The sequence below is a fragment of the Streptomyces sp. NPDC102360 genome, assembly GCF_044766085.1.
In the GTDB taxonomy this organism is placed as follows: Bacteria; Actinomycetota; Actinomycetes; order Streptomycetales; family Streptomycetaceae; genus Streptomyces.
Genome location: NZ_JBIWLG010000006.1, coordinates 77,622 through 102,207 on the forward strand (window position 1 = coordinate 77,622; position 24,586 = coordinate 102,207).

A 24,586-nucleotide genomic window follows, 5' to 3' on the forward strand; every position below is an offset into this window, starting at 1 on the left:
TTCGAATCACGTGGCCCGTACGTCCCATCGGTCCCGCCGCGTCAACCCGCTCAGCCGACCACGGTGCCCCGCAGCACGATCCGGCGCGGCGCCGCCAGCACCCGCACGTCCTCGCGTGGATCCGCGCCGTAGACCACGAGGTCCGCGGACGCGCCCTCCTCCAGGGCGGGGCGGCCGAGCCAGGACCGCGCGCCCCACGCCGTCGCCGAGAGCGCCTCGACGGGCGGGATGCCGGCCTTCACCAGCTCCTCGACCTCGCCCGCCACCAGGCCGTGCGCGAGGGAGCCGCCCGCGTCCGTGCCGACGTAGACCGGGACCCCGGCGTCGTAGGCGTTGCGGACCGTGTCGTAGCGGCGGTCGTAGAGGCGGCGCATGTGCGCGGACCACTCGGGGAACTTGCTCTCGCCGCCCGCCGCGAGCTGCGGGAACGTGGCGATGTTGACGAGGGTCGGGACGATCGCGACACCGCGCTCCGCGAACAGCGGGATGGTGTCGTCGGTCAGTCCCGTGGCGTGCTCGATGCAGTCGATGCCCGCCTCGACGAGGTCGCGGAGGGAGTCCTCCGCGAAGCAGTGGGCGGTCACACGCGCGCCGAGGCGGTGCGCCTCGGCGATCGCCGCCTCGACCGCGTCACGCGGCCAGCAGGCGCCGAGGTCGCCCGTCGCCCGGTCGATCCAGTCGCCGACGAGCTTGACCCAGCCGTCGCCTCGCCGCGCCTCCTGGGCGACGTACGCGACGAGTTCCTCGGGCTCGATCTCGTGCGCGAAGTTGCGAATGTAACGGCGGGTGCGGGCGATGTGCCGGCCGGCGCGGATGATGCGCGGCAGGTCCTCGCGGTCGTCGACCCAGCGGGTGTCGGACGGGGAGCCCGCGTCGCGCAGCAGCAGTGTGCCGTGGTCGCGGTCGGTCAGGGCCTGCTTCTCCGCGGTCTCGGCGTCGACGGGGCCGTGCGTGCCGAGCCCGACGTGGCAGTGCGCGTCGACGAGGCCGGGCAGCGCCCAGCCCTCGACGGTGGTGACGTCGAGGCCCGCCGTCACCGGTCGTTGGTATGCGATCCGGCCGTCGACCACCCACAGTTCGTCGCGTACGTCGTCGGGTCCGACGAGGACCCGGCCCTTCACGTGCAGTACCCCGCCCATACTCATGCGCGCAGCCTATGAGGCGGTCGGTACGCTCGACACCGGCACCCGTACGAACCCGTGAGCGAAGAGAGCACCACCGTGACGCATCCGTTTCTCGACCTGGCCCCGTTGAGCGCCGAGCATTTCGCCTCCATCGAGGACCGGGTGGCCCGGCTGATGGACACCTCGCAGGATGTCGTGATCATGCAGGGTGAGGCGCTGCTTCCGCTGGAGGGCGCGATCCGCGGGGCCGCGGGCCCCGGCACGGTGGCGCTGAACGTGATCACCGGTCCGTACGGGCAGACCTTCGGCGACTGGCTGCGGGACTGCGGCGCCACGGTGCACGACCTCGCGGTGCCCTTCCACACGGCCGTCACCGCCGAGCAGGTCGGGCAGGCGCTCGCCGAGCACCCGGAGATCGACTTCGTGTCGCTGGTGCACGCGGAGGCCGCGACGGGGAACACCAACCCGGTCGCCGAGATCGGTGAAGTGGTGAGCAGGCACGGCGCGTTGTTCTACCTGGACGCCGTCGCGTCGATCGCCGCCGAGCCGGTGCTCCCCGACGCGTGGGGCGTGGACCTGTGCGTGATCGGCGCCCAGAAGGCGATGGGCGGCCCGGCCGGTGTCTCGGCCGTCTCCGTCAGCGCGCGGGCCTGGGAGCGGATGGCCGCCAATCCGAACGCGCCGCGCCACTCCTACCTCTCGCTCCTCGACTGGAAGCAGCGGTGGGTGGACGGCGGGCGCAAGGCGCTGCTGCACGCGCCTGCGCAGCTGGAGATGCTCGCCCTGGAGGCGTGCGTGGAGCGCATCGAGGGCGAGGACCTGGACGCCCTGATGGCGCGGCACGCGTCGGCCGCCGCGGCCACCCGCGCCGGAACGCTCGCGCTGGGCGGTGGACTTGAGCCATACGTCCACGAAGCCCGCGACGCCGCCCCTGTCGCCACTACACTGCGCGCGCCCGCCGGCACGGACGCCCGCGAACTGGTGGCGAGGGCGCTGGCAGTGGACCCGGTCCTTCCGCTGGTCGCGGGGGGCGGCGCGCTCGCGCAGGAGATGATCCGGGTCAACCACTACGGTCCGCAGGCGACCCGAGGCGTCGTGCAGTCCTCGCTCGCCGCGCTCGGCGGGGCGCTCGCGGAGGCCGGGTTCGAGGTGGATCTGGAAGGGGCGCGAAAGGCGATCGCGGCCGCCTGGGAATAGGCGCCCCGGCGCACGAACCGGCGCACTCGCCTCTGGGCGTCGCTCCTTTTCGGGGCGGCGCCTTTGTTTTTATCCAAGAATTGTTCAGGCAGAATTGTCCCGCACTTTATCAGGGGCATCAGGCGAGGCTTCCTGTTCTGCTTCTGCCCGCTCTCCGGCGACGTAAACGCAGAGATTTCATCAACGGGAACCGTCGTAATTCGGACGCGTCTCGTGGCGATTACGACGCTGTGACGTACTCCACACTAATTTAGATACGACCGTTTTGCCCCACTCAAACCGGGACATAGCACCGCGATTTCGTGCGCGCGCCCACCTGCGCGCGATAACACACAACCCCGCGTTCCGTAACCCCATCCGCGGGTGCAATCCCGCAAATTGCTCGGTAAATTCAATTTGCATGACCGCCGCACAAGCGCAATTCCTGGAAGTCGCCGAAGTGGCCCCGGTCCCCGACGGACTGAAGATCGTCCACCCCGAGGTGGCCGACGGAGCCGCGATCTGGCGTATCGCCCGCGACTCGAAGGTGCTCGACCTCAACTCCTCCTACAGCTACCTGCTGTGGTGTCGCGACTTCGCCGCCACGTCGGTGATCGCCCGCGACGAGAAGGGTGAGGTGGCCGGTTTCATCACCGGTTACGTACGTCCCGACCGACCCGACATCCTCGTGGTGTGGCAGGTCGCCGTGGACGCTGCGCAGCGCGGGCGCGGCCTCGCCGCCGCACTGCTCGACGGGCTGGCCGCGCGGGTCGCGGCGGCGCGTCCGGTCACCACGCTGGAGACGACCATCACGCCCGACAACGCCGCCTCCCAGGCCCTGTTCACCTCGTTCGCCCGCCGGCACGGCGTCGGTGTGGCCCGGACGGTGCTGTTCGACGCCGGCCTGTTCCCGGACGACGGGCACCTGCCCGAGGAGCTGTACCGCATAGGCCCGCTGGCCTGAGTCCGCCCTCGCCCCACTCATCCCGAACCCCCCTGAACTTCCCCTCCCTAGAGGAGTTTTCGCTGTGACCATCACCCAGCCGGACCTGAGCGTCTTCGAGACCCTTGAGTCGGAGGTGCGCAGCTACTGCCGCAGCTGGCCCACCGTCTTCGACCGGGCCCAGGGCAGCCGTATGTACGACGAGGACGGCCACGAGTACCTGGACTTCTTCGCCGGTGCCGGATCGCTGAACTACGGCCACAACAACCCGGTCCTGAAACGCGCCCTGATCGACTACCTGGAGCGCGACAGCGTCGTGCACGGGCTCGACATGTCGACCTCGGCCAAGCGCAACTTCCTGGAGTCCTTCCAGAACATCATCCTGCGCCCGCGCGACCTGCCCTACAAGGTCATGTTCCCGGGTCCGACGGGCACCAACGCCGTCGAGGCCGCGCTGAAGCTGGCCCGCAAGGTCAAGGGCCGCGAGTCGATCGTGTCCTTCACCAACGCCTTCCACGGAATGTCGCTCGGCGCGCTCGCGGTGACCGGCAACGCGTTCAAGCGCGCGGGCGCCGGCATCCCGCTGGTGCACGGCACGCCGATGCCGTTCGACAACTACCTCGACGGGCAGACGCCGGACTTCATCTGGTTCGAGCGCCTCCTCGAGGACTCCGGCTCCGGCCTGAACACCCCGGCCGCCGTGATCGTCGAGACGGTCCAGGGCGAGGGCGGCATCAATGTCGCCCGCGCCGAGTGGCTGCGCAAACTGGCGGATGTCTGCGAACGTTGGGACATGCTCCTGATCGTCGACGACATTCAGATGGGCTGCGGCCGCACCGGTGCCTTCTTCTCCTTCGAGGAGGCGGGCATCACGCCGGACATCGTGACCGTTTCGAAGTCCATCAGCGGGTACGGGCTCCCCATGTCGCTGTGCATGTTCAAGCCGGAGCTCGACGTCTGGGAGCCGGGCGAGCACAACGGCACGTTCCGCGGCAACAACCCGGCGTTCGTGACGGCGTCCGCTGCCCTGGAGACGTACTGGACCGACGGCGCGGCCATGGAGAAGCAGACCCTGGAGCGCGGCGAGCAGGTCGACGAGGTCCTCGGCGCGCTGCGCACGGAGTACCACGACGAGATCGTCGAATACCGCGGCCGCGGCCTGGTCTGGGGCATCGAGTTCCGTGACAAGGACCGGGCCGGCAGGGTCGCCAAGCGGGCCTTCGAGCTGGGCCTGCTCATCGAGACCTCCGGCCCCGAGAGCGAGGTCGTCAAGCTGCTTCCGGCACTGACGATCACACGCGAAGAGCTGGACGAGGGGCTTCGCACGCTCACCCGAGCCGTGCGCGAGACCGCCTGACCAGCACAACAAAGTTACGAGGAAAGGCAGCAACTCACCGTGATTGTCCGTTCGTTCAAGGAGATCGAGAACACCGACCGGCATGTGAAGTCGGCGACCGGCACCTGGGAGAGCAAGCGCATCGTGCTTGCGAAGGAGAAGGTCGGCTTCTCTCTGCACGAGACGATCCTGTACGCGGGGACCGAGACCGACATGTGGTACGCCAACCACATCGAGGCCGTACTGTGCGTGGAGGGCGAGGCCGAGCTCACCAACCGGGAGACCGGTGAGACGCATTGGATCGAGCCGGGGACGATGTACCTCCTGGACGGTCATGAGAAGCACACCATGCGCCCGAAGACCGACTTCCGCTGCGTCTGCGTGTTCAACCCTCCGGTGACCGGACGGGAGGACCACGACGAGAACGGCGTCTACCCGCTGCTGACAGAGGACGAGGAGGCCTGATCCCGATGACGACCGCACCCGACATCACGGACCTGTACCCGACGCGAGGCGCCTCCGAGGTGGCCACGCCGCGTGTCGACCCGGTCGTCTGGTCTGCGGAGGGAGCGCGAGGGCCGATCCGCCAGTCGGACCTCGCTTCCTTCGAGCGGGACGGTTTCCTCGCCATCGACGAGCTGATCGGCCCGGACGAAATCGGCATCTACCAGGCCGAGTTGAACCGTCTGGTGACCGATCCGACGATGCGCGCCGACGAGCGCGCCATCGTCGAGAAGCAGTCGCAGGAGATCCGGTCGGTCTTCGAGATCCACAAGATCAGCGAGGTCTTCGCCGGTCTGGTGCGTGACGAGCGCATCGTCGAGCGGGCCCGTCAGATCCTCGGTTCGGACGTCTACGTCCACCAGTCGCGGATCAACGTCAAGCCCGGTTTCGGGGCGCGAGGCTTCTACTGGCACTCGGACTTCGAGACCTGGCACGCCGAGGACGGCCTGCCGAACATGCGGACGGTGTCCGTCTCCATCGCTCTGACGGAGAACTACGACACCAACGGCGGGCTCATGATCATGCCCGGCTCGCACAAGACGTTCCTCGGCTGCGCGGGTGAGACGCCGAAGGACAACTACAAGCGGTCGCTGCAGATGCAGGACGCCGGCCTGCCCTCGGACGAGTCGCTGAGCAAGTTCGCGGACGCGCACGGCATCCAGCTGTTCACCGGCAGCCCCGGCTCGGCGACGTGGTTCGACTGCAACGCCATGCACGGATCCGGCGACAACATCACCCCGTACCCGCGCTCGAACGTGTTCATCGTGTTCAACAGCGTGGAGAACACGGCGGTGGAGCCGTTCGCGGCGCCGGTGCGGCGTCCTGAGTACATCGGGGCGCGCGACTTCACGCCGGTGAAGTGATCCTCGTACGAACGTGAGTTGGGGCGGGACCGTCTTCGGTCCCGCCCCAACTTCTGTTTCCGTTACGGGTTACCGGGTGGGGTAGTCCGTGTAGCCCTTCTCGGTGCCGCCGAAGAAGGACGCCGGGTCCGGGGCGTTGTACGGGCCCGCGCTCCTGAGGCGGTCCGGCAGGTCCGGGTTGGCGAGGAAGAGGGCGCCGAAGCTGAGGATGTCGGCGACTCCTTCCTCGACCAGGCCGAGGGACCTGTGGTCGGTCGGCCCCTCGGTGTGCGCGTTGAGCACGAAGGGGCCGCTGAACCGCTTGCGCAGGTCGACGGTCACCTCGCGGCTGGGCTCGCCCACTTCCAGTACGTGCAGGTAGCCGAGGCCCAGCGGCTCCAGGGCGTCCACGAGCGCGGTGTAGGTCTCGACCGTGTCGTGGTCCCCCATGGAGTTGTACGGGTTGCCGGGCGAGAGGCGGATGGCGGTGCGCTCGGCGCCGATGGCCTCGGCGACGGCCCTGACGGCTTCCACGGCGAACCGGATCCGGTTCGCCACGCTGCCGCCCCACTCGTCGGTGCGCAGATTCGTGCCGGGCGAGAGGAACTGGTGGATCAAGTAGCCGTTGGCCCCGTGCAGTTCGACGCCGTCGAAGCCGGCCGCCACGGCGCCGCGGGCGGCCTCGGCGAAGTCGGCCACGGTCGCGCGGACCTCGTCCGAGGTCAGCTCGCGCGGGGTCGTGAAGTCCTGGAAGCCCTCGTTCGTGAAGGCCTGGCCCTCCGGGGCGACGGCGGAGGGGGCGACCGGCGCGCCGCCGTCCGGCTGCAGCGACGGGTGGCCGATCCGGCCCGCGTGCATCACCTGGGCGAAGATCTTGCCGCCCTTGGCGTGCACGGCGTCGGTGACCGGGCGCCAGGAATCGATCTGCTCCGCCGTGTGCAGGCCCGGCGTCCAGGCATAGCCCTGACCCACGGCCGAGGGCTGGATCCCCTCGGTGACGATGAGCCCCGCGGAGGCGCGCTGCGCGTAGTACTCGGCGGTCAGGGCGGTGGCGGTGCCGCCCTCGCCGGCCCGGCTGCGGGTCATGGGGGCCATGGCTATGCGGTTGGCCAGGCGGGTGCCGGGGAGGTCGATGGGGTCGAAAGCGGTGGTCATGGCTACTCCGTTCAACGGGTTGCGGCAGCGGGCGACACAGGGCGCCACAGGAATGACACAGGACCGCAATAAATCATTGGTCGGCCAATCAATCGAGCCGCCTTCACTGTAACGCATTAATTGGCCGGCCAAGGTAATCTCGGGAGACATCGAGAGGAGCCCCCATGTCCCCCACCGCCGAGGACCCCGCCTGTACCGGTCGGATCCCGGTCGCCGCCCGCGGCGGCCCCGTCAGCCTCGCTCTCTCCCGCGTCGCCCGGCTGCACCGGATCGCCGCCGGGCAGCGGCTGCGCGGGCTCGGGCTCTATCCGGGGCAGGAGTTCGTGATGATGCACCTGTGGGACAAGGGGCCCGTCCGTCAGTCCGAGCTGATCAAGACGCTCGACCTGGATCCGTCCACGGTCACGAAGATGCTGCAACGCCTGGAGCAGTCCGGGCACGTGCGCCGGACCCCCGATCCGGGCGACCGCCGCGCCTCACTCGTCGAAGCGACGGAGCGCAGCTGCGGGCTCCTGGAGGACGTGGCCGGGGTGTGGGGAACGCTGGAGGAGCAGACCCTGGCGGGGCTCTCCGAGCGGGACCGGGCGGAGTTCGCGCGGCTGCTGGCGCTGGTCGAGGGCAATCTGTGCGCGGAGGCCAGGGCGGAGGACTGCCCGTAGGGGTCAGGTGCTGGTGGGCCCCCGGCCCTTCACAGCCACGCCAGTTGAACCGCCCGGTCCAGGAGGGTGCGGGCCGCCGCCGGGTCGCCGGTTCCCGGCGGGAGGGTGTCGGGGGCGGTGCGGCCACCGATGAGGAGACAGAAGTCGACCGGGTCCAGGGCGAGTTCGGCCCTGACCGGCTCGTCCTCGGAGCCGAGGACCCACTCCGTGGTGCGGCTCGCGTCCGTGACGGTGAGGGCGACGGGCGGGGCCTGCGGGCCGAGCGCCCGGCCGAGGAGCCGCACCGCGAGGCGCACCAGGCGCCACAGGTGGCCGGCGGGCGGCGGGGGCACGGGGCGGTCCAGGGCGCGGCCGATGTCGTGGCTGTGGATCCACGTCTCGAAGGCGCGGACCAGGAAGTGCTCGGCGACGGGCAGCCGCGCCCCCATCAACGTAGCCGCCTGCGCGGCGAGTTCGGGGTCGCGGGCGGCGGGGGCGGCGAGCAGCTCGGCGGCCCGCGCGTGCCAGACGGCAACGGTGGCGTGCGGGTCACGCGCGCGTTCGTGGGCGATGACGGTGCGGGTGCGGGCCTCCCAGACCGTGCGCCAGTCGCTGCCCTCCACCGCGCCGGCGGGCGGTTCGTGGGCCGGCAGGCCGAGGTGGACGGCCAGCGGTTCGTCGGCGGCGATGAGGTGCGCGACCGTGTCGCGCACCGTCCAGCCGTGCACCACCTCCGTGGACCATGCGCCGTCCGCCTCGGCGAGCAGCGCCTGGAGGGCGGCGACGGTGGCCGCGTAGGGCTGGGCGTGCGGGGCGGTGGCGCCGGGGCCGCGAGGTGCGGGCGGTCGGTGCGCCAGGGCGGCGGCGAGGGGGCCGGTGCCGCGGACGGGAGCCCCGGCCGGGTCGCGCCGCGGCGGGCCGTCGGCGTGCAGCGGGAGGTCGGCCGCGGGGTTGCCGGTGTGAAGCGGCGGGTGCCCCTCAGCGTCGACCTGCGGCGCACCGCCGGTGTGCAGCGGATGACCGGCCGGGTCGCGCCGCGACGGGCCGTCGGCGTGGACCGGGAGGTCGGGCGCGTTCCCCTGCGGCGCACCGCTGGTGTGCAGCGGATGACCGACCGGGTCGCGCCGCGGCGGGCCGTCGGCGTGGACCGGGAGGTCGGGCGCGTTCCCCTGCGGCGCACCGCTGGTGTGCAGCGGGAGGTCGGCCCCGTCGGCCGTACCGTGGCCGGTCGAGCCGTTTCCGGGGCCGTTCGAGTCCGGGCCGGGTGGGACGTTCAAGGTCCGGACCGTCGCCCTCAGGCGTTCCGCCTCGGCCGCGCACTCCTCGCAGTCCGCCAAGTGTGCGGGAACGGCGCGCTGTTCGTCGGCGGGGAGGGCGTTCAGGGCCCAGGCGCCCAGGAGTTCGCTCACTGATCCGTGGTCGCGCGCGTCCGTGGCCATCAGGCGCCCCTTTCGTGAGCCTCGTAGTCCGGCTCCGCCAGGGTTTCGGCCAGGCGGTGCAGTGCGGTGCGCAGGCGGGTCTTGGCGGTCCCTTCCGGGATGCCGAGTTCCGCCGCCGCCTGACGGTACGTCCGGCCCGCGAAGTACGCCAGGTGCACCACCTGACGTTGCGGCAGCGGGAGTTGGGCCAGCGCCGAGTGCAGGAGCAGCGCGCGCTCACGGTCGACGACCCGCTCGTCGGGCCCCGGTTCGGAGGCCGGGATGGCGTGCAGCGCCGCGTCGTCCGCGGCGTGGGCCTTGCGGTGCCGGGCCTCGCTGCGCACCCAGTCGACCGCGCGGCGGTGCGCCAGCACGGTGAGCCAGGTGCGGAGCGAGCCGCGCCGCGCGTCGAAGGCGTAGGGCCGCGCCCACAGCTGCGCGAAGACCTCTTGTGCCACGTCGTCCGCCGCCCCCGCCGTGCGGGTCACCCGCACGGCGACGCCACGGACGAGCCCGCTGTACACGTCGTACGCCTCGGAGAGCGCGGTCTCGTCACCGTAGACGAGACGTCGGTGCAGCTCGGCGTCGGCCGCGGCCCGGTTCTTGGGGTCGTACGCATCCGTACGGGCCACCGGCACCACCACCTCGTAGTGCCTTCCTAGTGCCCTGCGCGGCCCCGCGCCAGACCTCAGCCGGAGAGTGCGTCCAGGAGGCGGTCGACATCGGCGGGGGTGTTGTAGAGGTGGAAGGAGGCCCGCAGGTTCCCGGCCCGGTCGGAGAGTTGGAGCCCGATCTTCTCCAACTCCGGCTGTTTCGCGCCTAGTCCAGGGACGGAGACGATCGGCGAGTCCGGTGCGGGGACGGGTTCGTGGCCGAGTCCGGCGAGACCCGCGCGGAACCGGGCGGCGAGCGCCAGGTCGTGGGCGCGGATGGCGTCCGGGCCCAACTCCTCGATCACCGCGAGGGCGTGCCGGGCCCCGGCGTACGCGACGAGGCCCTGGCTCTCGTCGAACCGGCGGGCGGAGTGGGCGAGTTCGGCGACGGGGCCGTAGCAACTGTCCCAGGGGTTCTCCCCCGCGACCCAGCCGGCGAAGGCTGGCGTGAGCGCGTCGAAGCCCTCCCGGTCCGCCGGGCAGACGAAGAAGGCGACGCCGCGTGGACAGGTCAGCCACTTGAAGGCGACGGAGGCCAGGAAGTCGGCCTCGGCGGCGTGCGCGGCGAGCGGGTACCAGCCGGCCGCCTGCGAGACGTCGACGTAGAGCCGGGCGCCGTGCTCACGCGTGACCGCGCGCAGGGCGGCGACGTCAGCCACCCTGCCGTCGGCCGACTGGGCGGCGCTCACCGCGACGAGCGCGGTCGACGGGCGTACGGCGTCGGGCAGCGCCTCCAGCGGGACGGTGCGCACCTTGAGGTCGCGCCGTACGTGGAAGGGGTTCACGGTGGAGCTGAACTCGCCCTCCGCCGTGAGGACTTCGGCCCCCGCGGGCAGCGAAGCGGCGATCAGCCCGGTGTAGGTCGCGACGGACGAGCCGGTCGCGACGCGGCTCACCGGGACGCCCGCGATCCGTGCGAAGGCCGCGCGCGCCTCCTCCACGTCCCCGAAGAGGGAGTCGTTCGCCCGGCCCTCGGCCATGCCGGCGACCGCGTCGCGGACGGCGGCCACGGCGCGGGCCGGGAGGAGGCCCGTGCTCGCGGTGTTCAGGTAGGTGGCGGCGGGGCTGTACTGCGCGCGGACCAGCTCCGCGTCGAGGACCTGGGGGACGACCTGGTGCGCACCGGAAGTCTGCATGGGCCCACTGTGCCGCGCGGCCACCTGCCCGTCTATTGCGAATCTCTGTGGAGTACGCCTAAGCGACGCTTATTTGCGCAGGTCAGGGCTGGGGCACGGCGCAGCCGTCGGGGCCGCAGGCGTCGGCGTCGGTCGCGCTGTCGATGACGGTGAGCGGGGAGCGGTCGGCCCACGCCTGGGTCAGTGCCTGCGTGAACACCTCGGCGGGCTGGGCGCCGGAGACGCCGAACTTGCGGTCGAGAACGAAGAACGGCACGCCGTTCGCGCCGAGCTCGGCGGCCTCCCGCTCGTCGGCGCGCACCTCGTCCGCGTACGCGTCGGGGTCGGCGAGCACCGCCCGGACCTCGGTCTCGTCGAGGCCTGCGTCGACGGCGAGCCGCACGACGGTCTCCTCGTCGGCGAAGACGGAGGACTCCTCGGCGAAGTTGCCCCGGTACAGGGCGTCGATCATCGCGTCCTGTACGCCCTTGTCCTTGGCGAGGTGAAGCAGGCGGTGCAGGTCGAAGCTGTTGCCGAAGTCGCGGCCCTCGGTGAGGTACGGCAGGCCGAGCGCGCCGGCCTGCTGTCCGAGGCCCTGCTCGTTGGCGGCGGCCTGGGCCTCGCTGATGCCGTACTTCTTGGCGATGTACGGGACCACGAGGCCGGTCTCCCCCGGCTTGGCGTTCGGGTCGAGCTCGAAGGACCGGTGCACGACCTCTACGTCGTCCTTGTGCGCGAACCCGTCGAGCGCCTCCTCGAAGCGGGCCTTGCCGATGTAGCAGAACGGGCAGTTGATGTCGGTCCAGATCTCGACGCGCATGGGTCTCTCGGTCTCTCGTCCACGGGTGCGCAGAGGTCTGCCCCTGCGCACCGCTACAACCGGACGAACCCTCCGCTCATTCCCCGCCCGGCGTGAACCGCATCCGGCGGTGCGAGCTCCCGCCGCCCTCCGGCCCCTCGTCGACCCAGCCGTGCCGGGCGTAGAAGGCCTGGGCGCGGGTGTTGTCCCTCTGCACGATGAGATGGACCTCGGCGACGTCGTCGACCCGCCACTGCTCGACGCAGGCGGCGTGCAGCTCCGTGCCGATGCCGCGGCTCCAGTGGTCGGGGTCGACCTGGAACTGGTACAGCACGGACGCGTCGGCCGGGGCCTCGTCGGGCCGCCGGAAGGAGGCGAGGCCGACGACCACGCCGTCCCTGACGCAGACGAGTACGTGCCCGTGCGGCCGGGCGATGGCCACCTCCCACCGCTCGACCCACGCGCCCGGGTCCCCGTCGTCCGGGAATCCCTCCCGGTAGTACGTGGCGCGGGCCCTGCGGTGCAGGGCGGCGAGGGTGGGGGCGTCGGCGGCGACGGCGGTACGGATCATGAGCCGTCCCGCAGGCCCTCGGGCCACGTCGGGCGGTATTCGATGTGGTCGTACGTGACCACGCAGCCCTCCCCGACCGGGGACTGGGCCAGGAAGCCGACCAGGGCCGCCGACGCGGACTTCTCGTCGCCCAGGGAGAAGATGCGGATGAACGTCCACGTCTCGCCGTCGGTCGAGGCGTGGAAGGCGAAGGCCGAACCCGTGCGGCTGACGCGCAGCCACACCGAGGAGCCCGGCACCACGAAGGCGTTCGCGTCGTCGGAGTGGCCGCGGGTGACGACCGTACAGATGGTGGGCTCGTCCGGGGACCGCTCGAAGCAGAGCTTGGCCCACTCCCGGTCGCCCACATGAACGTAGAGCACCCCGGCGTCGAAGGCCGCGGCGAAGCCGACCGTGACGCGGGCGATCAGCTGGAAGTCCCCGTCGGGAGCTCCGAGCAGGCGCGGCGCGTCCGACGCCGGTTCGAGCGAGGAACCGGTCGGCGGCACGAAGCGGTCCTGGCGGGGCCCCGCCCACCCGGTGAGCACCCCGTCCTCGTACGACCAGTGGCCGTCGGGTCCGTACGTGCGCAACGGGAAGGGCAGGGGCGGTATTTCGAGATCCATACCGTCAGTCTCGCAGGGGTCCGCGGGGCCGCGGACCCCGTCCCGTCAGTTCTCCAGGCGGCCGTTGAAGCGGCGCGGCAGGCCCAGCGGGTTGTCGTCGCGCAGCTCCTGCGGGAGGAGCGCCTCCGGCGTCGTCTGGTACGAGACCGGGCGCAGCCAGCGCTCGATCGCGGTGCCGCCCACCGACGTGGACGTCGACGTCGTCGCCGGGTACGGGCCGCCGTGGTGCTGCGCGGGCGCGACCGCGACACCGGTCGGCCAGCCGTTGACGAGGACGCGGCCCGCGATGGGCGTCAGCTCGGCGAGGATCTCGGCGCCGCGGCCCTCACCGGCGGCCTCGCCGGACGACAGCTGGACCGTCGCCGTGAGGTTGCCGGGGAGGCGGGAGAGGACGGCCGTGATCTCGTCGGCCGTCTCGTAGCGGGCAACGACCGTCACCGGGCCGAAGCACTCCTCCAGGAGGAGGTCGTGGGCCCCGCCCTCGACGGCGAGCTTCGTGGCCGGGACCGTGAGGAAGCCGGGCGCCACCGTGTGCTCGCTGCCTGCGCCGGGGGTGACCGGGGCGTCCACGTCCGGGAGTTCGGCCCGCTCGGCGACACCGGCGATGAAGTTGTCGCGCATGCGGTGGTCGAGCAGCACACCGGCATCGGTGTTGCTGACGGCGGCCGTGAGGGACTTGACGAGCGTGTCGCCCGCCTCGCCCTTCGGCGCGAAGACGAGACCCGGCTTCACGCAGAACTGGCCGACGCCCAGCGTCATCGAACCGGCGAGCCCCGTGCCGATCTGGTCGGCGCGCTCGGCGGCCGCGGACTCGGTGATCACGACCGGGTTCAGCGAGCCCAACTCGCCGTGGAACGGGATCGGCACCGGGCGCGAGGAGGCGGCGTCGAAGAGCGCGCGCCCGCCGCGTACGGAACCGGTGAAGCCGGCCGCGGACACCAGCGGGTGCTTGACCAGCTCGACGCCGGCGTCGAAGCCGTGCACCAGGCCCAGCACGCCCTCCGGGATGCCGTGCTCGGCGGCGGCCCGCCGGATGGTGGCGGCGACCAGCTCGGAGGTGGCCGGGTGGTCGGGGTGCGCCTTGACGACGACCGGGCAGCCGGCCGCGAGCGCGCTCGACGTGTCACCGCCGGGCACGGAGAAGGCGAACGGGAAGTTCGAGGCCGCGTAGACCGCGACGACGCCGAGCGGGATCTTGTAGCGGCGCAGGTCCGGGATGGGCGGCGTCGCCGTGTCGTCGGGGTGGTCGATGACGACGCCGAGGAAGGCGCCCTCGTCGACGATGTCCGCGAACTTCCTCAACTGGAAGCAGCTGCGGGTGAGTTCGCCGGTGAGCCGGACCGGGCCGAGCGCGGTCTCCGCGTCCGCCGCCTCGACGAGGTGGTCCCTGGCCTCTTCCAGGCGGTCGGCCGCGGTGCGCAGGAACGCGGCACGGACGGCGCGGTCGGCGAGGGCGGCACGGGCGCCCTGCGCGGCGCGCACCGCCTCGTCCACTTCCTGCGCCGTGGCCTCGTCCGCGACCTGCTCCCGCTGCTTCCCGGTTCGGGGGTCGACACTCCAGACTGGTGTTGCTGCCACGGCACATTCCTCCAGCTTTTCTCGCCGCGCACCAGGGTGAGCAACGAGGATCGTTCGATATACTGAACGCTGTCTCTGATGATGAACTACTCACCGAGACTATTTCTCGTCCAACGAAGGGGTCAAGCGCGATGTCGGCAGACGAGACGGGGGCCGCGGCGGGCGGCGGGCAGGTCAAGTCCGCGGTGCGGACCGTGGAATTGCTCGAATACTTCGCGGGCCGCCCCGGGATGCACTCCCTGGCCGCGGTCCAGGAGGCCGTCGGGTACCCGAAATCCAGCCTCTACATGCTGCTGCGCACGCTCGTCGACCTCGGCTGGGTGGAGACGGACGCGACGGGCACGCGGTACGGCATCGGGGTGCGCGCCCTCCTCGTCGGCACTTCGTACATCGACGGCGACGAGGTCGTGGCGGCGGCCCGCCCCACCCTCGACCGCCTCTCCGACGACACGACGGAGACCATCCACCTGGCCCGGCTCGACGGCACGAACGTCGTCTACCTCGCCACCCGCCAGTCGCAGCACTATCTGCGCCCCTTCACCCGTGTCGGGCGGCGGCTGCCCGCGCACTCCACGTCGCTGGGCAAGGCGCTGCTCGCCACCCACACCGACGAGCAGGTCCGCAAGCTCCTTCCGGAGACGCTCCCGTCGCTGACCGAGCACACGATCACCGATCGGGAGAAGCTCATCGAGGAGCTGCACCAGATCCGGGAGCAGGGGTTCGCGGTCGACCGCGAGGAGAACACGCTGGGGCTGCGGTGCTTCGGCGTGGCGGTTCCGTATCGCACGCCCTCCCGTGACGCGATCTCCTGCTCGGTGCCGGTGGCGCGGCTCACGGCGGCCCATGAGCAGATGGTCAAGGACGCGCTCTTCGACGCCCGCGACCGGCTGACGCTCGCGACACGGAGGCTCTGATGGATCTGGCCCTGCGCCCCGTCCTCCCCGGCGACCTGCCGGCCCTCTTCCGTCAGCACAATGACCCCGAGTCGATGCGCACTGCCGCTTTCGTCTCGCCGAAGTCGGCGGACCGGGACCTGTTCGAGGCGCACTGGCACCGGATCGTCGAGGAGTACGTCGTACGGACCGTGCTGCTCGACGGCGAGGTGGCCGGCAGCGCGTCGGTCTACGGCGAACCCGGCGAGCTGGAGGTCACGTACTGGATCGACCGCGCGCACTGGGGTCGCGGCGTGGCGACGGCGGCGCTGCGGGCGCTGCTCGCGGAGGTCACCGAGCGTCCCCTGCACGCCCGTGCCGCGGCCGACAACAAGGGCTCGATCCGCGTCCTGGAGAAGTGCGGGTTCGTCGTCACCGGGCACGACCGGGGCTTCGCGCACGCGCGGGGCGAGGAGATCGAAGAGGTCGTGCTGCGGCTCGGCTGACCGGGCCGGCCGTCCGGTTCCCACATGAACGTACGGTGAGAAATCGCACCAGCAGGAACGAATCCCGCCGGGCCACTCGTCTTTTCGTACGCAATGAACAAGACGATCAGGCGCGCCTCCGTCTTCACACTGCTCCTCGTGTTCGCCCTGCTGGTCAGGGCGACGTGGGTGCAGTTCTACGACGGCCAGGCCCTCGCCAACAGCGACGACAACCGACGGAAAACGATCTCGCAGTACGCGAATCCGCTCGGCGACATCATCGTGGGCGGAAAGGCGGTGACCGGCTCGGCGAAGGCAGGCGGCTCCAGCGATCTGAAGTACAAGCGGACGTATACGGACGGCTCGCTGTACTCGGCGGTGACCGGCTACACCTCGCAGGTGTACGGCGCCACGCAGCTCGAGGGGATCTACCAGAGCGTGCTCGACGGCACCGACACGCAGCTGAAGAATCCGCTGGACACGCTCACCGGCAAGAGCACCGACCCCGGTGACGTGATCACGACGGTCGACCCGGGCGTACAGAAGGCCGCGTACAGCGCGCTCGGCGACAAGAAGGGCGCCGCCGTCGCCATCGACCCGGACAGCGGCAAGATCCTCGGCATGGTCTCGACGCCTTCGTTCGACCCGTCGAAGATCAGCGGCTCGGGCTCCTCGGACGCGGCCGCGTGGAAGAAGCTGTCGAAGGACGAGGACACACCGACCACGAACCGGGCGCTCAAGCAGGCGCTGCCGCCCGGTTCGACGTTCAAGCTGGTGGTCGCCGCGGCGGCGCTGGAGGACGGTCTGGTGTCGTCGATCGACGACAAGACGAACACCCCGAACCCGTACAAGCTGCCGGGCACGAGCACGTACCTGAAGAACGAGACCACCTCGATGCCCTGCGAGAACGCCTCGGTCCGCACGGCGCTCCAGTACTCGTGCAACACCGTCTTCGGAAAGCTCGCCGCCGAACTGGGCCAGGACAAGGTCAGGGCGATGGCCGAGAAGTTCGGCTTCAACGACGAGAAGAAGGACGTTCCGGTGCGGGCCGCCAAGAGCACCTATCCGTCGAAGATGGACGACGCACAGACGGCCCTGTCCGGCATCGGCCAGTTCGACGTGACGGCCACGCCGCTGCAGATCGCTATGGTCTCCGCGACCATCGCCAACGGCGGCGAGCAGGCGTCCCCGCACATGGTGTCGCAGGTGACGAACGCCGACGGCGACGCGGTCAAGTCCTTCGAGGACGGCGACGACACCCGCGTGATCAGCGAGTCGACGGCCTCGCAGCTGCAGTCCGCGATGCAGACCGTGGTCTCCAAGGGCACGGCCACGGTCGCGCAGATGGACGGCGCGACGGTCGGCGGCAAGACCGGTACGGCGCAGCACGGCGAGAACAACAGCGAGACCCCGTACGCCTGGTTCACCTCCTACGCGAAGGACGACTCGACCGGCAAGAAGGTCGCCGTGGCGGTGCTCGTCGAGCAGTCGAACGCCGCCCGCGCCGAGGTCAGCGGCAGCGGCCTCGCGGGTCCTGTCGCCAAGGCGATGATGGAGGCGGCACTGAAGAACTGACGCCTCATCAAGCACAGTTCCACCGAAGGGTGTCCGATATCACGGACACCCTTCGGTGCGTCGTACGCAACGCTGGTACGCTCACGCCTCCCCATCGGGCCGCCACTGTGAGGGAGGGATCGCGTGAGCACGGTTGTGGACACCCGGGACGATTCCGCTTCCGCCGAGTTCCATGCCTTCTTCGAACGGCACCACCGCGAACTCGCCCGCCTCGCCCACCTGTTGACGGGCGAGGCGGACGCCGCCGACGACCTCGCCGCGGACGCCCTGCTCGCGCTCTGGCACCGCTGGGACCGGGTGCGGGACGCCGAGCACCCGGTGGCGTACGCGCGCGGCGTCGTCGCCAACCTCGCCCGCACCCGGATCCGCAGCGCGGTGCGCGAGCGGCGGCGCGTGGCCCTCTTCTGGTCAGGGCGACAGGACCGCACCGAGGGACCCGACGTGCCGGCGGTCGTCGACATGCAGGGCGCGCTGCGCGAACTCCCGTTCCGTAAACGGGCCTGCGTGGTGCTCCGGCACGCCTTCGACCTGTCGGAGAAGGACACCGCGCTCACGCTCGGCGTCTCGGTCGGTACGGTGAAGAGCCAGACCTCGAAGGGCATGGCCGAGCTGGAACGACGCCTTGGCCACGGCGAACCGGACGGCCGGACGCCCGGGCGCGTACGCTCGGTCGGCGCCGCACTCGACGCCACTGAAGGGGGGCGCGGATGACCGAGGACGACCTTCGGCAGCGCCTGCGTTCGGCCGCCGACGCGCACCGGCCCGACCGTGCGCGGATGCTCGCCCGCGTCGAGCGCGGCATGCACGAGCGGCCCGCCTCGGACGAACCCGGGCGGCGGCCCGCGGTGGGCTGGGTGCGGATCGCCGGGATCACCGCGGGGGTCGTGGGGGCGCTTGCCGTGGGCGGCTTCGCGGTCGGCTCCGCGCTGCGGTCCGATCCGGCGCCGCGGCAGCAGCAGGTCGCTGTGTCACCGGCCCCGTCATCGTCGCTGTGGGCGGACGGGTCGGTGGACCCGGGCTCCAATGCGTACTGGGCCCAGTCCAACGTCACGTTCAAGACAAAGAGCGAACTGACCGCGCTCACGGTCGAGTTGCGGGTGGCGCAGACCGGGAAGGTCAACAGCACGGGGCACTGGCGGTCCCTGCCGGCCTCCGACTTCACGGAGTCCGTGACCGAGCGGGGCGGATTCCTTGTGTACCGGTGGGTGTTGAGGGCGGGGCGGACGGTGCCGGTGGGGGAGCATGTGTTTGCGGGGCAGTACAACCATGCCGAGGGTGGGCGGGACGCGTCCGCGGATCGGTATGCCGTGAGTGGGCGGGACGGTGGTGGGCAACGGGTGTCCGTGGGTGGGGACTTCGCCTAGGTTGCGGGTCGCCGTGGTTGGCGTCACGGGGCTCTGCCCCGGACCCCGCGGGCTCTCGTCACAAGAGCGGGGCTTAATCGGCGGCAACCTTCTCTTCTGTCATGGCGACTGAAGGGCATGACCAACACAACACGACACACTCATCGCCGTCGGACGAACCGTCGCAGAGCCCTGCTCGGGGGGATCGGTGCGCTCACGCTCACCGGGGGCGCCCTCATGGCGAGCGGCATGCTCGGGACGGCGGGGGCCGCGTCCGCCTGGCCCACGCCCACCGGCACCAAGGCCGTCAGCAGCACGATCTCCGTCTCGGGTACGTACGACGGCGGGACCAAGCGGTTCTACGGCTCCGGGGACCTCGGCGGGGACGGGCAGGAGGAGGGCCAGGACCCGATCTTCAACCTGAAGGACGGCGCCGTCCTCAAGAACGTGATCATCGGCTCGCCGGCCGCCGACGGCCTGCACTGCGCGGGCAGTTGCACGCTGCAGAACGTGTGGTGGGAGGACGTCGGCGAGGACGCGGCCACCTTCAAGGGCAAGTCGACGTCCTCCGTGTACACGGTGACCGGCGGCGGCGCGAAGAAGGCCGACGACAAGGTCTTCCAGTTCAACGGCGCGGGCAAGCTCACCGTCACCAAGTTCCAGGTCTCCGACTTCGGCAAGCTCGTCCGCTCCTGCGGCAACTGCTCGACGCAGTACAAGAACCGCAACATCACCATCAACGACGTCGACGTGACGGCGCCGGGCAAGTCGATCGCCGGAATCAACTCGAACTACGGCGACACCGCGACCCTGCGCAACGTGCGCATCCACGGCGACAGCAGCAAGAAGATCAAGCCCTGCATCCGCTACGAGGGCAACAGCTCGGGCGCCGAGCCGAAGGAAGTCGGCAGCGGCCCGGACGGCACGTACTGCAAGTACAGCGCCTCGGATCTGACGTACGACTGAGCGGAGGCGGCCGGGAACGTGGTCGCCATGGGTGACCACGTTCCCTGAGCCGCCGGTGTCACTCCACGTAGTACGTCGGGTTCGGGAGCTTGTACGTCTTGTCCGCGTACCCGCCCTCCAGGTCCGAGTACTGGTCGCCGAAGTTGCCGACGATGTCGTAGCCACGGGACTCGATGTGCTTCCGCGTCCCCGCCTTGTACTGCACCGTCGTGCAGTTCCAGGCGGCGGCCGTGGCGCAGCCGGCCAGGTACGCGGGCGGGTCGGCCTTGTCCTTGAGGAAGACGTGGTCCGCGTCGAGGTTGACGTCGATGCCGACCTTCTTCAGGTTCTCCACGGCGGCGGAGCGCTGCGTCTCACCGAGCCCCGAGTTGTAGAAGACCTCGACGCCCTTGGACTCCGCGTACCGGATGAGCGCGGGCGTGCCGAAGACGGCGGGGCGGTTCGCCCGGCCCACGTACTGCTTCCAACTGGCGCCGTTGTAGACGTAGTTGGTCTTCTTCTCGTAGTCGAGGCTGAGCAGCAGCGTGTCGTCGATGTCGAAGATGATCGCGGGCTTGTCGCCCTTGCCGTGGTGCTGCCGCGCCGCCGCGGCGATCTGCCGCTTCGCGCCCTTCTCGATCCGGGCGAGGTCCTGGGCGTACGGGCTGTCGGGCGAGGCCTGCCAGACGCCGTCGGCGTCCTGCTTCGCTCCGTAGTAGGAGTCGATCTCCTTGGTGAGGAGGCCGATGTTGTGCGGTTCCGCGGTGGTCTTGTCGTTCGCTCCGCCCGCGTCGGCGGAGCCGGCGGTGACGACGCCGGCGAGTACGAGGGAAGCGACCGTCGCTGTGGCGGCGGCGAGATGGCGCTTACGCATCGGTGACGTGATCCAATTCTGGCCGTGACGGCCGTGACAGCCGTCGGGGACGGGAGACTTCGTGCAGGTGAATGCATGTCTACGCGCATCACATGGCCCCCGCGACCGGCTTTACCCGATCGATACCCGACGCCGATATGGCCGCACCATTGCTCCGGCATGGTGCCTGGTTGACCGTGCCTTGAAGGGGCCCCTTCTAGGCTCGGAGGAAGCGCTCGATCCACAGAATGCAGGCCCCACCGTGACCGTGACCCCGACGAGTCTTCTTCCCCTCGCCGCCGGCGACCGCGCCACCTCACCGGTCCTCCTCGGCTTCTTCGCCGTGGGCGGCGTCATCGCCATGGCGGCCGGTCTGAGCTGGGCTTTCGATCTCCGCGGCCTGGCCCCCGTGGGCTACCTCCGCGTCCTGGGCGGCGCGCTGACCCTCGCGGGCCTGGTGCTGCTGTTCGTGACCTACGCCTTGTGGCACCTCGGCTGACGAGCGGCGCACCTCACGCCCACGGGCGCCACTCCCCCAGATACGTCTCCCGTGTGTGCGTGGCCGCCTGCTTCGCGGTGAGTTGCGGGCGGTTCTCCGGGATCGGCGTCCCGGCGCCGGGTCCGGTGTTCCGGTACTCCGCGAACCGCTGGCTCTGCCAGGGGAAGCTGTCCGACATGTTGGCGTAGGGCGCGGCCGCGTCGATGCCGTGGCCGAGGTGCGATTCGCGGACGACGAGGGCGGGCCTTGCCGTCGTGTCGGAGCTGGGCACCCAGGGGCGGGCCAGCTTGTAGTACGCGTCCGGCGCGGTGGTGTCGATCCGGCAGCGGGTGACCAGGAAGCCGAGCGGGTTGGCGCCCGCCGTGGACGGTGCGAAGACGAAGCCGTACGGGGACGAGGCGAGGTCCGTGCGGTCGAGCGCCCGGAAGTGGCAGCGTTCCAGGACCGCGGTGCCGCGTCCGAAGACGAAGTCGACGTCGCCCTCGACGTAGCAGTCGCGGAAGTACTGGCGGGCGAAGGCGGTGAGCGCGGTCGAGTCGGCGTACAGGGTGTCCTGGTGGCCGAGGAAGCGGCACCGGAAGAACGCCGAGCGGTCGCCCATGACCTTGACCGCGACGGCCTGCGTTCCGGTGTACTCCGGGTGGTCCGCGCGCAGCCAGTCGTTGGCGAAGGTGAGGTGGTGCGCGGTGAAGCCGTCGGGGCGCAGGGTGACGGTGGCGCTGCCGGTGGTGCCGTAGGTGCCGGAGCCGTCGGGCTTCGGGGTGCCGGCGGCGTTGTCGTACACGATGACGGTGTCGCGGGGGTAGTCGGTGGTGCCGATCCACGTGGTGCCGGTGGCCGTGGCCGGGACGGTCACCGTTTCCCGGTAGGTGCCGGGGGCGATGACGAGGGTGTGGCCGGGGGTGGTTGCCGCGGATGCGGCGGCTTGGACGGTGCGGTGGTCGCCGGCGCCGTGGGGGTGGACGTAGAGGGTGGTGGGGGTGAGGCGGGATTTGGGTGAGCCGTAGCGGCCGAAAGGGTGCCGGTGGGGTGCGGCGAGTGCAGGGGTGGTGGTGGCGGTCAGCGCGAGGGCCGTGCCGGCGAGGAAGGTGCGTCTGGCGAGGCGGGTGTGCATGCGGCGGCTCCTGGGAGGGGTGGGGCGGGGCGGCGATTGAGGCACACGTCACGGGGCTCCGCCCCGGACCCCGCGCCTCAATCGCCGGCGGGGCTTGATTTGCTCAACTCGCGCCGATGCGTGCCGGAGTGGTGGTTATCGCAGCCGGTCCGGGCCCGCGTCCCGTGTCACCACCCGTGGTACCGACTTCGCCGGGTCGACGTGCCCCCGCAGGGTCGGCTTCCAGCCTGCCCCTGCGCGGAGGGGGGTGTCCGCGTGGGTTGTGTTGTAGGCGGCGACCAGGTCGACCGGCTTGCCGTTGACCTGGTTGTCGGTGGTCGTCAGGGGATAGTCGTTCCAGCGGTGCAGGACGGTGTCCGCCCCCGTACCCCGCGGCAGCGTGAACGCGTTCTTCTCCGCGTAGAGCTGCGACTCGAAGCCGATGCCGAACGAGTAGGCGTAATCGGCGTTGCCGACGTACGAGTTGTTGTAGACGTCGACCTGTCCGAACCGGACGCGCGGGGCACGCTCGACGAGGTTCTTGAAGAGGTTGTGGTGCAGGGTCACGCGCAGCTTGCCGCGGTCCGTGGCGGCCGCGCCGTCGCTGTTGCCGATCATCAGGGTCTTGTCGTGGTCGGCGAAGACGTTCCAGGAGGCGGTCACCAGGTCCGCGCCCTTGACGATGTCGAGCTCGCCGTCGTGCTGCTGGTAGATGCGGCCGTAGTAGCTGGGGAGGGTCGAGTCCGGGTGGGCGCCGTCGGTGAACTCGTTGTGGTCCAGCCAGACATGGGTCGCGTTGTAGACGACCGCCGCGTCGTACTCGGAGTTCCAGTTTCCGGTGTCGCCGTCCGTCGGGTCCCACTGCGGGAAGCAGTCGAGCGGGGACTCCAGGGTGAGGCCGCGCACGATGACGTTGTCGACGCCGTTGATCTGGAGGCTGCCACCGACGATGCCGGGGTTCTTTCCGACGCCGATGATCGTGGTGTTGGCGGGGACGTTCGCCTTGATGGCCTTGGCCTGGGCGGTGGCGGACGCGGCGCGCAGGTCCTCCTGTTCGCCGGACACCTCGTTGTCGTAACCCCAGACCTTCGGGTCGTAATCGGCGAGGTACCGGTCGAAGTCGTAGCCGGGCGCGGCGAATTCGGAGCAGGTCGCGCCGTCCGCGTCGAGGGTGCCCTTGATCTTGACGATCTTGGGCGCGGTGCCGCCGGCGACGAAGGCCGCCTTCAGCTCGGCCCAGGTCGTCACGGTGTAGGTGTGTGCCCTGTCGGCCGCGGCGCCGCCCGTGGTGCCGGTGGTGGCCGAGCCCCAGCCGTCGCCCTTGGCGAGGGTCTGCCGGGCGAGGTCGCGGCCGTGGGTCTGGGCGGCGGACGCGGTGGTGAGCGTGCCGGTGACGGCGAGGACGACGGCCGTGCAGCCGGCGGCGACGACCGCGTATCTCCTCTGCTTGCTCTGCTGCTTGCTCTGCTGCTTGCTCTTCCTGTGTGCTCTCACTGTGCGGCTCCTGGAGGACGGTGTCGGGGGTCTCAGGCGGGGTCTCAGGCGGGAGTGGTTCCGGTGAGCCAGGTCAGGCGGGACTGCCATGCCGGGTCGAGTTCGTCGACGGCGTCTTTCCCGTCGCCGATCCGGCGCACGTCCCGGGCGGGCAGCGCCTTGCGGCCGAGCAGTTCGGTGGCCACGAGGCGGGCCACCGCGATCGCGCCCGGCGGGTTGAAGTGCGTGTTGTCCTGCTCGGTCGCGGTCCAGTTGAAGTACGTCTTCGTGTCCTCGACGCCGAGCTTCCGCCACAGGGCGAGGGACAACGCCTGGACGTCGAGGAGAGCGACGCCCTCCCGCTCGGCGAGGGCGCGCATCGCCGCCGGGTAGTCGCCGTGGGTGGGCAGGGAGTTGCCGGTTGCGTCGAACTTTCTGCGTTCTACGGAGGTGGCGAGCACTGGGCAGGCTCCCCTGGCCCGTGCCCCGTCGACGTACAGCTTCAGGTACTCCTGGTACGTCGACCAGGGCTCGGTGTAGCGCGTGGGGTCGGCGCTCTTCTCGTCGTTGTGCGCGAACTGGATCAGGAGGAGGTCGCCGGGGCGGATCGCCGCGAGGATGGTGTCGAGGCGGCCCTCGTCGACGAAGCTCTTCGAACTGCGGCCGTTGACCGCGTGGTTGGCGACCCGGACGCGGTCGGAGAGGAAGAACGGGAGGGCCATGCCCCAGCCGGTCTCGGGCTTGGCGTCGAGGTACTTCTGGGCGGCGGTGGAGTCGCCCGCGATGAAGAGGGTCCGCCGGTCGTTCCGAGTGGTGGCCGCCTGCGCGGGAGCGGCGAGGGCCACCGCGAGCGGCAGGGACGCGAGGGCGGTCAGGGCGGCTCTTCGGGTGGTCGACACGTCGGTGTGCCGTCCTTTCATGAGCGTGCTTCATGAAGGTGATGGGTGGTGTGTGGTGGGGCCGGCGGCGGGAGCCGCGGGGCACGGGCGTC

Annotated in this window: 26 protein-coding genes; 13 read left to right on the plus strand and 13 right to left on the minus strand. The window is 70.8% G+C overall.

Features of this window, described 5'->3' with window-relative positions:
* Positions 1-50: 50 nt before the first annotated feature.
* A complete protein-coding gene (locus ACIRHA_RS23730) occupies positions 51-1,145 on the minus strand; it encodes an amidohydrolase family protein (protein ID WP_403849160.1) in 1,095 nt (364 codons plus the stop codon).
* Positions 1,146-1,220: 75 nt separating this feature from the next.
* Between ACIRHA_RS23730 and ACIRHA_RS23735 the strand changes: the two genes are divergently transcribed.
* From ACIRHA_RS23735 to thpD, 5 genes are all read left to right on the plus strand, one after another.
* Complete coding sequence (locus ACIRHA_RS23735) at positions 1,221-2,321, plus strand: pyridoxal-phosphate-dependent aminotransferase family protein (protein WP_403849163.1); 1,101 nt, start codon at positions 1,221-1,223, stop codon at positions 2,319-2,321.
* A 400-nt stretch (positions 2,322-2,721) separates the two neighbouring features.
* Complete coding sequence (ectA, locus tag ACIRHA_RS23740; protein WP_403849166.1) at positions 2,722-3,264, plus strand: diaminobutyrate acetyltransferase; 543 nt, start codon at positions 2,722-2,724, stop codon at positions 3,262-3,264.
* A 64-nt stretch (positions 3,265-3,328) separates the two neighbouring features.
* Positions 3,329-4,600: a diaminobutyrate--2-oxoglutarate transaminase gene (ectB, locus tag ACIRHA_RS23745; RefSeq protein WP_403849169.1), complete on the plus strand. Its 1,272-nt coding sequence runs from the start codon at positions 3,329-3,331 to the stop codon at positions 4,598-4,600.
* Positions 4,601-4,639: 39 nt separating this feature from the next.
* Positions 4,640-5,044 carry an ectoine synthase gene (locus tag ACIRHA_RS23750; protein WP_266721029.1) on the plus strand — a complete coding sequence of 135 codons (405 nt, stop codon included), beginning with the start codon at positions 4,640-4,642 and terminating at the stop codon, positions 5,042-5,044.
* A 5-nt stretch (positions 5,045-5,049) separates the two neighbouring features.
* Positions 5,050-5,946, plus strand: a complete 897-nt coding sequence (gene thpD, locus ACIRHA_RS23755; protein ID WP_403849173.1) for an ectoine hydroxylase — start codon at positions 5,050-5,052, stop codon at positions 5,944-5,946.
* A gap of 69 nt (positions 5,947-6,015) precedes the next feature.
* Here the strand turns inward: thpD and ACIRHA_RS23760 are convergent, their stop codons facing one another.
* Positions 6,016-7,080 carry an alkene reductase gene (locus ACIRHA_RS23760; RefSeq protein ID WP_403849176.1) on the minus strand — a complete coding sequence of 355 codons (1,065 nt, stop codon included), beginning with the start codon at positions 7,078-7,080 and terminating at the stop codon, positions 6,016-6,018.
* A gap of 164 nt (positions 7,081-7,244) precedes the next feature.
* Between ACIRHA_RS23760 and ACIRHA_RS23765 the strand changes: the two genes are divergently transcribed.
* Positions 7,245-7,739: a MarR family winged helix-turn-helix transcriptional regulator gene (locus ACIRHA_RS23765; protein ID WP_403849179.1), complete on the plus strand. Its 495-nt coding sequence runs from the start codon at positions 7,245-7,247 to the stop codon at positions 7,737-7,739.
* Positions 7,740-7,768: 29 nt separating this feature from the next.
* Here ACIRHA_RS23765 and ACIRHA_RS23770 read toward each other — a convergent pair whose 3' ends face one another.
* The 7 genes from ACIRHA_RS23770 to ACIRHA_RS23800 all read right to left on the minus strand — a co-directional run bounded on the left by ACIRHA_RS23770 (position 7,769) and on the right by ACIRHA_RS23800 (position 14,457).
* A complete protein-coding gene (locus tag ACIRHA_RS23770; protein ID WP_403849182.1) occupies positions 7,769-9,157 on the minus strand; it encodes a maleylpyruvate isomerase family mycothiol-dependent enzyme in 1,389 nt (462 codons plus the stop codon).
* On the minus strand, positions 9,157-9,780 hold the full coding sequence (locus tag ACIRHA_RS23775) for a sigma-70 family RNA polymerase sigma factor (protein WP_403849185.1): 624 nt from the start codon (positions 9,778-9,780) through the stop codon (positions 9,157-9,159). Before ACIRHA_RS23775 ends, ACIRHA_RS23770 begins: the two co-directional genes overlap by 1 nt.
* Before the next feature lie 44 nt (positions 9,781-9,824).
* Positions 9,825-10,961 carry an aminotransferase class V-fold PLP-dependent enzyme gene (locus ACIRHA_RS23780; protein WP_403850097.1) on the minus strand — a complete coding sequence of 379 codons (1,137 nt, stop codon included), beginning with the start codon at positions 10,959-10,961 and terminating at the stop codon, positions 9,825-9,827.
* Between the two features lie 46 nt (positions 10,962-11,007).
* Positions 11,008-11,724 (minus strand): DsbA family oxidoreductase, encoded by a 717-nt coding sequence (locus ACIRHA_RS23785; RefSeq protein ID WP_403849188.1) that lies wholly within the window; start codon positions 11,722-11,724, stop codon positions 11,008-11,010.
* A 76-nt stretch (positions 11,725-11,800) separates the two neighbouring features.
* A complete protein-coding gene (locus ACIRHA_RS23790; RefSeq protein WP_403849191.1) occupies positions 11,801-12,274 on the minus strand; it encodes a GNAT family N-acetyltransferase in 474 nt (157 codons plus the stop codon).
* Positions 12,271-12,879, minus strand: a complete 609-nt coding sequence (locus ACIRHA_RS23795) for a DUF1349 domain-containing protein (protein WP_403849194.1) — start codon at positions 12,877-12,879, stop codon at positions 12,271-12,273. Before ACIRHA_RS23795 ends, ACIRHA_RS23790 begins: the two co-directional genes overlap by 4 nt.
* Before the next feature lie 45 nt (positions 12,880-12,924).
* Positions 12,925-14,457, minus strand: a complete 1,533-nt coding sequence (locus tag ACIRHA_RS23800) for an aldehyde dehydrogenase (NADP(+)) (protein WP_403849197.1) — start codon at positions 14,455-14,457, stop codon at positions 12,925-12,927.
* Positions 14,458-14,588: 131 nt separating this feature from the next.
* Here ACIRHA_RS23800 and ACIRHA_RS23805 point away from each other — a divergent pair, with 131 nt between their 5' ends.
* The 6 genes from ACIRHA_RS23805 to ACIRHA_RS23830 all read left to right on the plus strand — a co-directional run bounded on the left by ACIRHA_RS23805 (position 14,589) and on the right by ACIRHA_RS23830 (position 19,698).
* Positions 14,589-15,371 carry an IclR family transcriptional regulator gene (locus tag ACIRHA_RS23805; protein WP_403849200.1) on the plus strand — a complete coding sequence of 261 codons (783 nt, stop codon included), beginning with the start codon at positions 14,589-14,591 and terminating at the stop codon, positions 15,369-15,371.
* Positions 15,371-15,835 carry a GNAT family N-acetyltransferase gene (locus ACIRHA_RS23810; RefSeq protein WP_403849203.1) on the plus strand — a complete coding sequence of 155 codons (465 nt, stop codon included), beginning with the start codon at positions 15,371-15,373 and terminating at the stop codon, positions 15,833-15,835. The genes ACIRHA_RS23805 and ACIRHA_RS23810 overlap by 1 nt, the downstream gene beginning before the upstream one ends.
* A gap of 93 nt (positions 15,836-15,928) precedes the next feature.
* The gene (locus ACIRHA_RS23815) at positions 15,929-17,389 is read left to right on the plus strand and encodes a peptidoglycan D,D-transpeptidase FtsI family protein (protein WP_403849206.1); all 1,461 of its coding nucleotides are present in this window, start codon (positions 15,929-15,931) and stop codon (positions 17,387-17,389) included.
* A 123-nt stretch (positions 17,390-17,512) separates the two neighbouring features.
* Positions 17,513-18,100, plus strand: coding sequence for a SigE family RNA polymerase sigma factor (locus ACIRHA_RS23820; protein ID WP_403849209.1), 588 nt, complete (start codon positions 17,513-17,515; stop codon positions 18,098-18,100).
* Positions 18,097-18,753 carry a hypothetical protein gene (locus ACIRHA_RS23825; RefSeq protein WP_403849212.1) on the plus strand — a complete coding sequence of 219 codons (657 nt, stop codon included), beginning with the start codon at positions 18,097-18,099 and terminating at the stop codon, positions 18,751-18,753. Before ACIRHA_RS23820 ends, ACIRHA_RS23825 begins: the two co-directional genes overlap by 4 nt.
* Before the next feature lie 117 nt (positions 18,754-18,870).
* Complete coding sequence (locus ACIRHA_RS23830) at positions 18,871-19,698, plus strand: pectate lyase (protein ID WP_403849215.1); 828 nt, start codon at positions 18,871-18,873, stop codon at positions 19,696-19,698.
* Positions 19,699-19,756: 58 nt separating this feature from the next.
* On the opposite strand, the gene ACIRHA_RS23835 is transcribed toward ACIRHA_RS23830, so the two are convergent.
* Complete coding sequence (locus ACIRHA_RS23835; protein WP_403849218.1) at positions 19,757-20,551, minus strand: HAD family acid phosphatase; 795 nt, start codon at positions 20,549-20,551, stop codon at positions 19,757-19,759.
* A 241-nt stretch (positions 20,552-20,792) separates the two neighbouring features.
* On the opposite strand from ACIRHA_RS23835, the gene ACIRHA_RS23840 reads away from it, so the two are divergent.
* Positions 20,793-21,029 (plus strand): hypothetical protein, encoded by a 237-nt coding sequence (locus ACIRHA_RS23840; RefSeq protein WP_403849221.1) that lies wholly within the window; start codon positions 20,793-20,795, stop codon positions 21,027-21,029.
* Between the two features lie 13 nt (positions 21,030-21,042).
* Here ACIRHA_RS23840 and ACIRHA_RS23845 read toward each other — a convergent pair whose 3' ends face one another.
* The 3 genes from ACIRHA_RS23845 to ACIRHA_RS23855 form a co-directional block, all read right to left on the minus strand.
* Entirely contained in the window at positions 21,043-22,143 is a 1,101-nt protein-coding gene (locus ACIRHA_RS23845; protein ID WP_403849224.1) for a pectinesterase family protein, read from the minus strand.
* A gap of 135 nt (positions 22,144-22,278) precedes the next feature.
* On the minus strand, positions 22,279-23,616 hold the full coding sequence (locus tag ACIRHA_RS23850) for a polysaccharide lyase family 1 protein (protein ID WP_403849227.1): 1,338 nt from the start codon (positions 23,614-23,616) through the stop codon (positions 22,279-22,281).
* 44 nt (positions 23,617-23,660) lie between these two features.
* The gene (locus ACIRHA_RS23855; RefSeq protein ID WP_403850100.1) at positions 23,661-24,494 is read right to left on the minus strand and encodes a rhamnogalacturonan acetylesterase; all 834 of its coding nucleotides are present in this window, start codon (positions 24,492-24,494) and stop codon (positions 23,661-23,663) included.
* Between the last annotated feature and the right edge of the window lie 92 nt (positions 24,495-24,586).

What these genes read in the sequence shown, in the direction of transcription:
- thpD (WP_403849173.1), top strand. Translation starts at nt 5,050, where the DNA reads ATGACGACCGCACCCGACATCACGGACCTGTACCCGACGCGAGGCGCC.
- ectA (WP_403849166.1), top strand. Translation starts at nt 2,722, where the DNA reads ATGACCGCCGCACAAGCGCAATTCCTGGAAGTCGCCGAAGTGGCCCCG.
- ACIRHA_RS23845 (WP_403849224.1), bottom strand. Translation starts at nt 22,143, where the DNA reads ATGCACACCCGCCTCGCCAGACGCACCTTCCTCGCCGGCACGGCCCTC.
- ACIRHA_RS23795 (WP_403849194.1), bottom strand. Translation starts at nt 12,879, where the DNA reads ATGGATCTCGAAATACCGCCCCTGCCCTTCCCGTTGCGCACGTACGGA.
- ACIRHA_RS23770 (WP_403849182.1), bottom strand. Translation starts at nt 9,157, where the DNA reads ATGGCCACGGACGCGCGCGACCACGGATCAGTGAGCGAACTCCTGGGC.
- ACIRHA_RS23760 (WP_403849176.1), bottom strand. Translation starts at nt 7,080, where the DNA reads ATGACCACCGCTTTCGACCCCATCGACCTCCCCGGCACCCGCCTGGCC.
- ACIRHA_RS23805 (WP_403849200.1), top strand. Translation starts at nt 14,589, where the DNA reads ATGTCGGCAGACGAGACGGGGGCCGCGGCGGGCGGCGGGCAGGTCAAG.
- ACIRHA_RS23830 (WP_403849215.1), top strand. Translation starts at nt 18,871, where the DNA reads ATGACCAACACAACACGACACACTCATCGCCGTCGGACGAACCGTCGC.
- ACIRHA_RS23835 (WP_403849218.1), bottom strand. Translation starts at nt 20,551, where the DNA reads ATGCGTAAGCGCCATCTCGCCGCCGCCACAGCGACGGTCGCTTCCCTC.
- ACIRHA_RS23730 (WP_403849160.1), bottom strand. Translation starts at nt 1,145, where the DNA reads ATGAGTATGGGCGGGGTACTGCACGTGAAGGGCCGGGTCCTCGTCGGA.
- ACIRHA_RS23785 (WP_403849188.1), bottom strand. Translation starts at nt 11,724, where the DNA reads ATGCGCGTCGAGATCTGGACCGACATCAACTGCCCGTTCTGCTACATC.
- ACIRHA_RS23810 (WP_403849203.1), top strand. Translation starts at nt 15,371, where the DNA reads ATGGATCTGGCCCTGCGCCCCGTCCTCCCCGGCGACCTGCCGGCCCTC.
- ACIRHA_RS23765 (WP_403849179.1), top strand. Translation starts at nt 7,245, where the DNA reads ATGTCCCCCACCGCCGAGGACCCCGCCTGTACCGGTCGGATCCCGGTC.
- ACIRHA_RS23825 (WP_403849212.1), top strand. Translation starts at nt 18,097, where the DNA reads ATGACCGAGGACGACCTTCGGCAGCGCCTGCGTTCGGCCGCCGACGCG.
- ACIRHA_RS23815 (WP_403849206.1), top strand. Translation starts at nt 15,929, where the DNA reads ATGAACAAGACGATCAGGCGCGCCTCCGTCTTCACACTGCTCCTCGTG.
- ACIRHA_RS23790 (WP_403849191.1), bottom strand. Translation starts at nt 12,274, where the DNA reads ATGATCCGTACCGCCGTCGCCGCCGACGCCCCCACCCTCGCCGCCCTG.